The sequence below is a fragment of the Synechocystis sp. LEGE 06083 genome (assembly GCF_015207725.1).
Taxonomy (GTDB): Bacteria; Cyanobacteriota; Cyanobacteriia; order Cyanobacteriales; family Microcystaceae; genus Synechocystis; species Synechocystis salina.
The window spans coordinates 1-11,798 of sequence record NZ_JADEWJ010000099.1 but is presented as its reverse complement, the minus strand read 5'-3'; the positions used below and the strand labels follow the sequence as shown (position 1 = coordinate 11,798).

General features: G+C 42.5%; 10 protein-coding genes. 6 read left to right on the top strand and 4 right to left on the bottom strand.

Translation table 11 applies throughout. The annotated features are described in order from the left end of the window. Both IQ219_RS09385 and IQ219_RS20085 read right to left on the bottom strand, forming a co-directional pair. Positions 1-706, bottom strand: a 706-nt coding sequence (locus tag IQ219_RS09385; protein WP_194072429.1) for a hypothetical protein, incomplete at its 3' end; no start/stop codon positions are given. A gap of 293 nt (positions 707-999) precedes the next feature. Then, positions 1,000-1,662 (bottom strand): hypothetical protein, encoded by a 663-nt coding sequence (locus tag IQ219_RS20085; protein WP_228016871.1) that lies wholly within the window; start codon positions 1,660-1,662, stop codon positions 1,000-1,002. A gap of 56 nt (positions 1,663-1,718) precedes the next feature. Here IQ219_RS20085 and IQ219_RS09375 point away from each other — a divergent pair, with 56 nt between their 5' ends. The 5 genes from IQ219_RS09375 to IQ219_RS09355 all read left to right on the top strand — a co-directional run bounded on the left by IQ219_RS09375 (position 1,719) and on the right by IQ219_RS09355 (position 8,661). Further along, positions 1,719-2,390 carry a thermonuclease family protein gene (locus IQ219_RS09375; RefSeq protein ID WP_228016869.1) on the top strand — a complete coding sequence of 224 codons (672 nt, stop codon included), beginning with the start codon at positions 1,719-1,721 and terminating at the stop codon, positions 2,388-2,390. A 222-nt stretch (positions 2,391-2,612) separates the two neighbouring features. Continuing rightward, positions 2,613-3,623 (top strand): hypothetical protein, encoded by a 1,011-nt coding sequence (locus IQ219_RS09370; protein ID WP_194072428.1) that lies wholly within the window; start codon positions 2,613-2,615, stop codon positions 3,621-3,623. Then, positions 3,610-4,257, top strand: coding sequence for a hypothetical protein (locus tag IQ219_RS09365; protein WP_194072427.1), 648 nt, complete (start codon positions 3,610-3,612; stop codon positions 4,255-4,257). Before IQ219_RS09370 ends, IQ219_RS09365 begins: the two co-directional genes overlap by 14 nt. A gap of 431 nt (positions 4,258-4,688) precedes the next feature. Beyond that, entirely contained in the window at positions 4,689-7,256 is a 2,568-nt protein-coding gene (locus tag IQ219_RS09360; RefSeq protein ID WP_194072426.1) for a hypothetical protein, read from the top strand. Further along, positions 7,201-8,661, top strand: a complete 1,461-nt coding sequence (locus IQ219_RS09355) for a hypothetical protein (protein WP_194072425.1) — start codon at positions 7,201-7,203, stop codon at positions 8,659-8,661. Before IQ219_RS09360 ends, IQ219_RS09355 begins: the two co-directional genes overlap by 56 nt. 335 nt (positions 8,662-8,996) lie before the next feature. On the opposite strand, the gene IQ219_RS09350 is transcribed toward IQ219_RS09355, so the two are convergent. Beyond that, positions 8,997-9,818: an Abi family protein gene (locus IQ219_RS09350; RefSeq protein ID WP_228016867.1), complete on the bottom strand. Its 822-nt coding sequence runs from the start codon at positions 9,816-9,818 to the stop codon at positions 8,997-8,999. A 181-nt stretch (positions 9,819-9,999) separates the two neighbouring features. Between IQ219_RS09350 and IQ219_RS09345 the strand changes: the two genes are divergently transcribed. Then, complete coding sequence (locus IQ219_RS09345) at positions 10,000-10,152, top strand: hypothetical protein (protein WP_194072423.1); 153 nt, start codon at positions 10,000-10,002, stop codon at positions 10,150-10,152. Between the two features lie 436 nt (positions 10,153-10,588). On the opposite strand, the gene IQ219_RS09340 is transcribed toward IQ219_RS09345, so the two are convergent. After that, positions 10,589-10,804, bottom strand: a complete 216-nt coding sequence (locus tag IQ219_RS09340; RefSeq protein WP_194072422.1) for a hypothetical protein — start codon at positions 10,802-10,804, stop codon at positions 10,589-10,591. Positions 10,805-11,798: the final 994 nt, after the last annotated feature.

Genomic DNA, 11,798 nt, shown 5'->3' with positions numbered 1-11,798 from the left:
TGCCCTTGCTACAAATGGGGCGGGGTGTCCATCTATACCAATCTGCCCAGCTATAATTTCTCACCAAGACGTTATTTTTGCGCAACTCAAACCCATCGGCATAGTCCAAGTCATAACCGGGCTTTTTGGTGCTGGCGGTTAGTCTCCAGTAATATTTGAAAGCTACGTGGCCACAGGCGTTAGATTTCTTTCTTTGGCTGAATTTCCATGGCACTGGCCCTCCCCCATCTAAGCGGACAAAAAAGGTCGAGTTGGGGGGAATATCCCGGTCAGCGGCATAGAAAATCAGTACGTTGTCTTTCAGTTTGGCAAACCAAGAAAATCGCCCCACAATGTAAGCGCAATTAATCTGGTGGTCGGGCAGAGTCATATCAGCCCCAGTACCAGCCGCAACTATGTTGTCCCAATCCGGTCGGTTCCGCCAAAAGAAAGCTGTGCCGTTGACCAATCTACCTGTGTTCCAAATGCCACTGTCATGGCCACCATAAGGCTGACTGGCCAAGGGGTATTTTTTCGGTACTTTGACGGTCATCATACTGCAATGGTTGGTGGTGGCTTTGGCAATGTAACCCCCACCCAGGTCAGTAAATTCGTAGTAGGTATGGGGTTCCAAGCCGGTGAAAGTAATCACCTCCGCACCATCGTCATACTTGTCGTAAAGACTGAGGGAATCATGGGGATTGTCTTCAGTTTGGGCCCTTGCCACTGGGGGTTGGAGGCTCAGGAGGCAGAGTAATATCAGGCATCGGCTCCATAGTTGCGTCTTCCAATGGGGCAGGTTCTTCCGGCATTTCAGGGGCTTGGGCAAGGATAGGAAGAACATAAAAGAACCCCAACGTTAAAGCGAGTAACAATTTCATAGAAAAAAGGGGATGCAATATCAAATTAAAAAAGCCCGCGGCAAATGAAGAAATATCCCCCCCAACCCCCCTTCATAAGGGAGGAAGCCTATGGACGGGGGGATTAAGAACCCTAGTGAGGAGTCCTGGGCAAACGGCATTAGGGAGATGGCCAATCGGCGGTGGTGAAAGTGGCACCATTACGGCAGATGGGCCCACCGGAAACGGCGGTCATGGCTCCCACGTCGGCAATAGTTAATATGGTTGAGCCCGTAGCGGAATCAGTGATGGTCAAAGAGCCGGAGGTCACCACGTATTTGCCGGAGTTGGAGAATCGGGCTGTGCCACAGGTGGAGGCCTTTACACTCCGCAGGGTAGGGGCATTGTTGTAGGTGACCACATTGGAGCTGTAGGGGGTCAGGCCAGTGAAGTAAACGTTACCGTTGGAATCTTTCAGGGTGGCGGATGGAGTAGGATTACCCACCAGCACACCGTTGGAACATTTTGGCTCTGCTTCCACCACCAAAGAGTTAAAGGCAATGTCCGTACCTCCATTGAGTTTGAAAGTATCTCCGGCATTTATGGGCAAGCTGGCGGAAGAACCACTTAGTTTGATCACACCGCACTCGTTAGCGTTTTTGTTGGTGGATCTGGGCAGGGATGAATATTCCCCTTTGATGGATTGATAACTACCCAAACCGGAAACGTATATGTCCCCGGTGCGGGTTTCGCGCCCCACTGTTGGGTTGGCAAAAGCTCCAGGGGCGATCGCCGTTATGCCCAGCGTCACCAACGCTAGACTAGGAAGTAGTTTGTATTTCATAATTGCAGGGAGTGTCATTGAGTGGGGCTATTTTATATGTCCCTCTCTTTTTGTCAATGCTCTTTTTGTTAACGATTTATGGCATTACTTTTTGCTTTATTTTTTGCATCAATTACAGCTTGGACGTTTATAATTGCCAGATTTTATTCGGTAACATTATGGGCAAAAATATTTGGCTAATCCTATCTCTATGCACCACCATGATTACTGCTTGCAGTCAGGAGCAAATGCAGGAGATGGCCTCTAATACCATGGTCACCCAAAACCGAACTCCCAATAAAACTTGGCGGGTTAAGCCTGGCTCTGTCCATGATGGGGATACCTTTCGGGCGGTGGCTGATGTGACCAACGAGGAAATTAAAATCAGGTTAGCTTGTATTGATAGCCCGGAAATTAAACAAGCTGGTGGAATTGAAGCACGGGATTATTTAAGAGGAATGTTGACGGATAATCAGGAAGTGATTTTAGTAATTGCTGAAAAGGATCAATATGGCAGGAGTGTGGCAGAGGTCTTTGCCAAGACTGACACACCGGGACTTGAGGTGGGGGTTAATGGAGAAATGGTTTTTGCTGGAATGGCCCACTACTATGAAGGCCATAGGAGGTCATGCCCTGAGAATGCAGAACAGTATGAATTCCTGGAGCAGGAGGCAATTTCCAACAAAGCTGGGGTTTGGGCTAATGGGGATGCTGAACGCCCTTGGGATTGGCGGAAGCGGAATAAATAGGAAAGAGGGAATTTAGCGATTAACGCTAAAGTCTTAATGTCCCAACAAAGTAGCGACATTTTTGCAATCACAGCTACGATTTAGCGTCAGTAACATACAAACTTCTTTCATGCGGTAGCTGTGGAAATTTGGAATTATGCTAACATAATAACTTAATCTCTAAAAGACTAAGATATAAAGTTTTGAAATTCTTATGCTTAAAGGGGAGAGTATTGCAGGAATATGCCTAAAAAAGGTGAGTTAGAGTTTGCTAACTTTATTTTAAGATTTGGACAAGAACATGTTCTTATAGATTTTGTTGAAGAAATTGTTATTCCTGCTTTCAACTCAGGATTAGAAAGAGCTTATGGTGAAACAACGCACTTTTTTCATGATGTAGAAATTTTAAATTTTGGAAACTTAGAAAATCCCGTACTTTGTATTGTTGGACGATATATCAAGAATACAGTCGTCAAAAGAGAGCAAGTTTTTGATGAGGAAAATAATGAACTTATAAAAGATAATAGTTCTCTTCATACATCTCCTTCAGCAGTATTTATTCTTATTTTAAATAATCATAGACTTATTTATTTTAGTGAAACTTCATATGCTCCAAGTTTATTAGCTTTTCAAACAACTATTGGAAAGTTTATCAAGGAAAAATATCATCATTTTATTGATGAACTTCATCAACAAAATCAGCATAGAAGAATAACAAAAACTGAGTTATATAGACAGTATGGTAATCCAAGTTTAGAAATAGTTTCGTTAACTAGTGAGGAGTCCATTAGCGAATTTATAAATCAGTACAGTTTACTTAAAACCGTAGAAATTAAGCTACTGACAACAAATAATGAACTGGACAACAATGAATTTTTTAAACAAGCAAAAAAAATCAAAGAAGAAGCTAATTCTAATACAACAACCATTACTCATAACAATGGTAAAGATGGTCTTTCAAAAGGTGCAGTAACTCGACAGCTTGAGTCAGCATTAAGTCAAGGTATTTTAAAAATTAAACTTAAAGGAAAAGATAGACAAGGCAACGAGTTAGAAGGAAGTAATCAAAACTTCAAGGTTAAATCTCATCTTACAGAGGAAGAAATTTCTCAAACTATTTCGGGGATTGCAAACAGTGGTTACGAAATTTTTCAAAATTTAGTTGATCAAGGAATTATTCACATAGGGGAGAGTAGAGATAATATTTCAGATAAAATAAAGCAACTTTGGAATAAGCTAAATGGAAGTTCTTAATAGAATGGATAAATTCAGCCCTGATGATATTACAAAAGAAATTGGCTTGCTTGATATATATAAAGCAAGTCGTTCTAAGTTACCAAAAAATAAAATCAACAACTTTTCAACTTTAGCTATTTTTACAATGTTGATAGTTTATGCATTTACTTCAACTGAAACTTCTATTTCTTTGTTAGAAAAAACAAGAAAATGGTCAGAACTTGGCTTTAACTTTTCTGCTGGTATATTAGGTTTTCTGATAGCTGGATTTACGATTTTTGCCAGTGTTAATGATAAGAGTTTATTCATAACAATGGCCAAAACAAAACATGAAAAGAGTGGGTTGAGTTATTTAAAATATAACTTTTTTACGCTAATGTATGTTTTTATTGTTTATCTAGGATTTGCTATATTATGTCTGCTAATTCAATTACTAGGGCAAACTTCAGGATTTATATCAATAATAGTAGAATTAATCGCTGGTAAAGACAATTTTTTAGAAACCAAACGCTTCCTAGCAGGGATAAGTATAATCGTAGTAGGAACATGGTTTTTTTATTCATTGATGCTTCTTCAATCTTTTATTTTTAATGTTTATCACATGGTAATGACTGCGATCCGATGGGAAATTGAAAAAGACAATCAAGAATAAGAATAAAGTATTACGCAGATAATCATTAACGATACTCAGTTCCAGAAATTCTAGTGTAGTCCCCTGAATTTTACGAATAAAGAAAACAAGACACTTTTAGTTCCCGGCACTTTATGGTCATCGTCTCTCCCTTTTTTTACTGCCTCCCCACTCCCACCCCGCCGGATGAGAGCTAACTATACAATACCCAGGATATTGACCGGCGTCCTCGCAAGTCGGGCAAGAAGGCAAAGACTGGATAAATTACTAGAGGTTGGTTGGCGATTGCCACTTAATCATTTTTTAGCCAGAACGAGTGAAGATTGTCGTAAATATTATCTAAAAGTTGATTCGGGATAAAAAGAGAGCTAAATTAACGGTAGCTACTTCTATGAAGACAACAAACTTCTTCCTAATTTAACTTAAAATTGTAGTCTCTTCGTATTTGTAAAATGGACAACTTTGAAGAAAGCTATAAGGATGCTATAGAAGCAGGTAAGCGCAATCTTCGGACGAAAAAGCTCCTAATTAACTGGTGTTTGTATGCCGAGTTTGTCAGGTCTCCAGGCAGGGGAATAATTGAAGAAGCTAGTGGTTTGCCAATTGGTTACATGGGTGTCCAGTGCAAATTCTCCAAGAAAAACTCGATGTATTGTTGGTTGCTCGAAGATGCAGCCTACGATTTCTATCAGAATAATTGTAAAGGTTGCACAGAAAGAACTCCGGTAGGTTTTCCTAACATAATGGAGTTTGTTGACCCACGGGAAAAAGCTGCCGAAGAGCGAAGAAATGAACGCGCAGAACAACAAAGAGAGAGAGTAAAGCAGCAGAGCGACAGGCGGGAACAACGAGCAGTGCTTCGCTACGAGCTTTCTCTAGAAGAGAACTTTGTGCTTGACCTATTGGATGAGCTTGACCAGGAAGATATAGCAAGGGACGATCCGCGTTTGGAACAACTGGCAAACCTTGCCCCTGAGACATTCACCAGAAAAGTTATTGAACATATTCTGCCAGCAGTGGTTTCTGATGACCTACCGTATTCGATGTCTGCGGCAAAAGCTCTGCTTAGGACACCGTTGGAACCTGATGAAAAACTTTCGGTGGCGGTGCGCTTGCTGGGTAATAACGAAAAATCAACTACAGCTGTCGAAGTAGTTCTAGCAAAAGCCGAAAAGCTTTCCCGAGACGAACTAGACACAGTTCTGCACCGCTTTGTATCGATGGCTTTAGGCCTACCGCCCGGATTGCATGTATGGGAAAGTGAATCAAATTGTCTTGATTCTGCGCCAATTCATTCACTTTTTCAGAAAAGGAGTGCTGATATTTATACGATTGTAGATACGCTAATTCGTAACGCTAACTCGTGGAAAATTAGTGCGGCCGTTGAAATCATCCTTGCAACTGATGATGACAAACTCCTTTCAAGTTATGCCAGAAGCATCTTCGCTAAGCTAATGCGAAGACGAACCCTATTCCCAGAAGAGCGGCAAGATGGCAGAATGCTTCACTATCTTCGGGTCGCGGCATCAAGATGTCTTGAACACTTCCCCGAAGAAACGGACAAAATCATTCAACTTTTCCTTAAAGACAAGGACGATGTAGCAAGAGAAGAAGCCCATAGAACCTATAGCTCTGTACTTAAATTCCGATATCGGGAAAAAGCACATATAGGAACAGCTCAAAGGATTGCTTTTAGAAGATTGCTTTGGGCTGCTATAGAAAGCCCAGAAAACAGGATGGATAATGCGGGGCAGTTCCTTAGACACTCTCGGGAAGAGTTTGCTCAGCTTGCAATTGAACATTTTGATGACCTCATCGGTGCAGCGGCTACTCTTAGCGAGAAGTATGAGCAAGTTGGGGCAGAAAATTCTTTGGAACTAATTGACGATTGGCTAGCTCAACTGGATAGAAATAACAAACGCACAGCAATTGATAATTTGCAGGAAGCCCTAATCCAGTGGGCTGCAATTGGAGCAAAATCTAAGGGGCGAGAAGGAATTGAGGAATTCTTAGATCTGTACGAGAGATTGCCCAAAAATCAAACGCAAATGCGTGCCAAGATGATAGTCCATATTTCAAAACTATTGACCGGAGTCGAAAGCCTGACATTAGTGCTCCCCGATTGGTATAGTGCACTTATGGACGAGAGCAGTCTGGTTCGCGCCAGTGCCCTGAAGGCATGGGAAGATGTACCATTAAAATTGGTGAAGAACTTTCCTGATCTATTCTTTGAAGCATTTTCTGTATTGCTAACAGACCCATATGTCATTGTGCATAAGTCAGCTGTCCGGTCTCTAAGGCATAGGTCATTCCCTGAAAAGAAGCGGAGCCTTATCAAACTCAGCCTCTTAAATCTGATTGTTTGCTACTCCCAGGAAAGAAAGCAAGAGGACTTCGTTGTAGACTGTATTGATGTCTTTGCTTCACTGTGCCTTTCGCCTGAAGAAAGAAAGGGAGAATTTGGCAAACTTCTCTTGGGAATTTTGCTCAGCCTGGAAGGAAGCGCACTGTATCATGCCGTTGATCAATTGCACTATTGCTTTGTAGATGTTCCTGGATTCGTAAAGGTGGCACTGAAATCAATTCGAGATGACTATACTCGTTCCATTTCCATAGACGACTGCGTAACCACAATCTTAAAAGCCCCACAAGCAGAGCTTCAAAATTGTCAAGATGACATCAAAACAGCTTTTAATGCTCTCAAACCATTTAAGCCAGAGGACTTTGTCGAGATTCTGCTGTATGCTACTGCATTGACCAAAGCGGGAAATCATTCCGCTGCAAGCTACTGTTTAAAGGAACTTCTGGCCAATATTCCAAAAGAAGACCGAAATGAACAATGGCGACTTGAAGTAGCTTTAGTTGCCGTGTCTTCCGCAATTGAACACGCAATAGGAAGCGGAGATGCGTTTCCAGAACTGACTGAACAATGGAGAAGCCTTCTGTCTGACTTGGAGAAAGAGAATGAGAAAAGAGCCAAACTTCGAGATTTTCCACCAAGCCTTTTCTTGGAGAGCTGAGGCTGCTTCAGCACTTACAGGGTCTCTGGAACCTACACCACATGATTTTGAGCACCTAAAAATAGCTTGTTTAAAGCTTGAGGAAATAATCTCCCAACTCGGTCAAGGTGATGTTGAGGATCAATATCGTGCATATCATACTGCTATTTCCATCTTTGTGATCTTGGCTGAGTGGAAACATGCCATTCGAAATGCTGAACCAGATTCTCAAAGGTTCTTGAATTCGGCGAAACTAAGAGCATCAGAGGTTGACAAGTCTTTTAAATTCACTACCGATGAACGCCTGAAAATGTTTTTGGGTCAAGTTGAAAGTCTCCAAAACATGCACGAATTGACCGTTATACAGAATCAGTTGAAACAATGGAGCTTGCCACTACCATTGTTTGCTAATCCTCAGGATCGTAGTTTTGAGGATTTTCGCGTTCCTAATTTAGAAGAGCCCGAAAAATTCGAAACGACCGTAGCATTCTTAAAATTTGATATTGATGGAGAACCAGCTAAGCACTGGAACTACCTTAAGCCAGGGACATATTACGACCTTACGATAGAAGTTAGGGTTGCAAATTGGCCTACACATGCACATGTTCTCTCATTAACACCTATAACTGTAGACAGCCGAGAGCAGGATTGGTTGCCTAGTTTCCGATTCGAGAAACCAGAAGGGAATGACCCGTTCATTTTTACTGGTACCAGTCGGGCGATTCTGGAAGTGGCTCATTCGTTCGGCTCAAGACCATACGAGTTCCTTTACGCGGTTGAGTTTGACGACACGAGCAATTGCCGAGATGTTGCAGTTGTAGGGCACCGCCGTCTGCTTTTGGAGGGCAGTGATGTTGCTTCAAACCCTTTGACTGGATTTTCAAGTGTTGATCGGCATCTCCTTAGCATTCGTAACAAGTTAAGAAATTTTCCTGGTTTACATCCGGATGATGTAGCTAACACAATGCTAATTCTTGGTGGATTAGGTAATATTGCTGCCCAAGCTCTGAAACAAGGCTTATTCGAGACTGGTACGTCAGAGCGACAATTCCAAAACAAAGTCAGTGAAATGCTTCAGAATCGTAATGATATCGGTAAGCACTTACAAGGCCACCCTGAAGCAGCGGGGGGGATTACTGATCTCACATTCCGAGACATCCCGATCGAATTAAAAGTCGAGAACAGCAAAGTTCTCTTTCCGAAGGATTTCTCCAAATTCTTCAATCAGACAGCTGCTTATGCAATCGGGCTAGGAAAGCGAATCGGGGTATTATCTATACTCGAATCATCACGAAAATCTGCACCGGTCGGCGTTGTAGAAAATGATATCGAGATATTTCCTCATCAGACTGGCCAGTCTACAATCGTAATTGTTGTGGTTGTTATCCGAGGGGGCTTTCCGAAACCTAGTTCTTACTCTAAGTAAAACCATTAATTTATGGTTAGAGATAAAGCAGCTTTACACAAATCGTTATATTCCTGGATGACCTTGTACAATTTTTTCGGTGAGAGCCAGTTGATTACTGATGACAAACAAAGTCCGCCCGGCTAAAGCGCGGCTTTCTGTGGGGTCTATGTTTGATGGCACCGTGGATTACCACCGTGCATTGGATGTATGGCGATCTGAAAGTTTTTACTAGGGGTTTAATGGCGAACTCCTAGCACAAATAGAACAAACAGGAGGAAAGCAACGGATGAATTTGGTAACAGTTAGAATTGTTGAAATATTGTTCCTCCTGAATGAAAAAAGTAGATTACATCCTATCTCTGCCAAATCTGCCGACTATCCCAATCGTTAGGAAATCCCATTGCAGATAAGGACTGAGGACAAGTATAAATTAAACCCTTTAATTCCTTACCCCATTTATGACTTGGTGCAACCTGATCCATAAGATAAAGTAAAATCACTAAGGTATTGTAAATATTGCGTGAATTGCTTACAAAATCATTGCTTAAAGATTGTCTAGGACTCGTAATTAAGATAGGGACAACTGTAAATTCTCTATTCCATAGACGGGAGTGATGGGCGCAGGTATTCCGAATCATCGCAAGGTGGTGTAGCCAAGATTCAAGAAAATTTGCTCGAAGGTTATAGGTGGTGGCGATAGCCGCTCTTGTGCCAGCAAATCGAATCGTTTTAAACCATCGAGATAATAATCCAAAAGACATCACTTCACAAACAACCCAAACAGGGGGTAACGGTTCAGTATAAGTCTGTTGAAAATGCTGGACAAAATCTTCTTCAGAACGATTAACTTCTCTCATTAAATCATTTAAGTTCCGTTGCCAAAAACGACGATCAAATAAGTTTTGATCAAGATGAGCATGGGAACCATGAAGATGTGCCAAATGATAGGCCCATTGGCTACGAATAGAGACCTCAATTCGTTCTATAGCATCAAGTATCAGTAAGCGAAACTCTCTGTCAAAAATGTATAAATCTAGAACATCCTGAAATCGAGTCCCTTCCCGAAACTGATGGGATGTTGAGTCTGTCTCAAAAAATAGCCAATAAGCCCTTAATCGATAATAGTTTAGATGTTTTAAGTAAAATTTTGCTTGCTCATGATCCTCGATGAGCATCCTCCTTGACTTTAGTAAACTCAGTTGTTCATCAAGAGTTTTGGGCAGTTTTGAGAAAGGTCGTGACATCCACCCCGAAAGAGAGTAACCCGCCTATTTGAGGATGTTGACACACTAGCCTTGGCGGGTTTTGTTAGCTAGATCGTAGCGTGTCATCTGTCAGCAGTCAATCAAAATATCAATGGCGATCGCCAGCATAATCTCTAGTCCTTTGATCCTTATGTTGGGGGCCATCAATTTAGATGATGAGGCACTTGCCCTAATGGAAGATGAGGAAATCCACCTCGACCCGACCATTAAGGTATTGAGCGGACATTGGAGTTCCAGGGAATAACAACCCCATACATTGGACGAAAGATAATAGCTCAAAAATTACTAGGGGTTTACAGTGATCGCCAACAGTCAGATTTAGCGGACATTTCCCCACCGTGCCGAGATACGTGTAAAATAATTCACTTGGGGCTGGAACCTATATATAAAAAGGGTTTTGGGCTTAACGTACAGTTTTTTCCCTTTTCTGTAATAACCCCTATTCAGGCAAAATTTACTGGGGGTTTAATGGCGATCGCCAAAAATTTTTGCTGGTTACTGATGGGAAGCAAAGTCCGCCCAGCTAAAGCCCGGCTTTCTGTGGGGTTTAAATTTGATGGCACCGTGGATTACCACCGTGCATTGAGGATGTTGTAGGCTATCTATTCATAATCAATCATATATTTCAAAGACGCAATTAAGATTTTTTAAACGGATTTTTTATAAGGGATATAAAGAAATTATAAATATCCGTGTAAAAGTTGATACACAACTGCAATAGTCAATCCTATCAAAGCTCCCACTGGGCCAAAGAAAAAGATTGAGGTCATCGCTAATTCCAAGGGTTTGTCCTGAACATTAGTAGAGAAATTATTGACAATGAAGATTGCAGCCATAACACCAAAAGCATAGCCTACCAATGCAGCAATTAATATAATTCCTATAAATTTGAGCATATTTATAGTTTCATTTAAACCAAGAAAAAAGAATAAACTTTGATATCAGGAAGGCAAGAATAAAGATGTGGTTCCCGGCACTTTATGGTCGTCGTCCCTCCCTTTTTTTACTGCCTCCCCACCACCCCGCCGGACGAAAGCTAACTATCAAGGCCTAGAGCCACCGACTAGCGGCCCCCCGAGTGGGGGCAAAAAAGATGGGCTTCAAAAATTACTAGGGGTTAGTTGGCGATCGCCAATGGAAAAGAAAAGCAGTTGCCTTCGGCATTGTTACTAGATTCGGATGTGCGGAAACCTCAATCGCTACAAACATAGTCCGCCCGGTTCGCTTCGCTCTCCCGGCTCCTGGAAAGATCGGCAACCGAGGAAGATAATTGTGGGGTCTATTTATTGGGTCGCTTCGCTCCCATTTTTTAAAGGAGCGCTCCGGCGCGCCCCCCTAACTAAATTACAGCAAAGCAAAAATATGATGGCGATCGCCGGGGGTCGCCAGCCTGCGCTTTTTCCGAACAGCAAGACAAACAAAGACACAAGACCGAATAAAAAGCAGATGCCCGGACAATTAGGAGGGGCAGAGCCCAGAACAAGAAACCAAGGAATAGTACTTGGCTGACCGCGATAGCTCGGCAGTGCAAAGCACCGCCTTTCTGTGGGGTTAATCCTTTTTCGTGCCCCCGTGGATTACCACCGGGGCATTCGGGAAAGCAAGAGGTCGCTTCACTTCGCTACGCTCCCAGCGGTTGCCTTCGGCGATCCGGATTTCGCTCTGTGCCGCAAGGGAGGCATTTTAGCACACCAGTCACTCCACAGTAGGTTGCCCATTTATTTACTGGTCGGGCTCCGCAGGCTACGCCCTCCACTCTAAGTGGTTGGGCTTAGATTTATTGGGTCGGTCGGACAAGCCTCCCTCCCGTCGTTCCGTTTTGTGGCGTGCTTTTTATTATTCTTGGGCGGCACAGAGCTTAGTGGCGCAAGCGCATTGTACCTATAGACG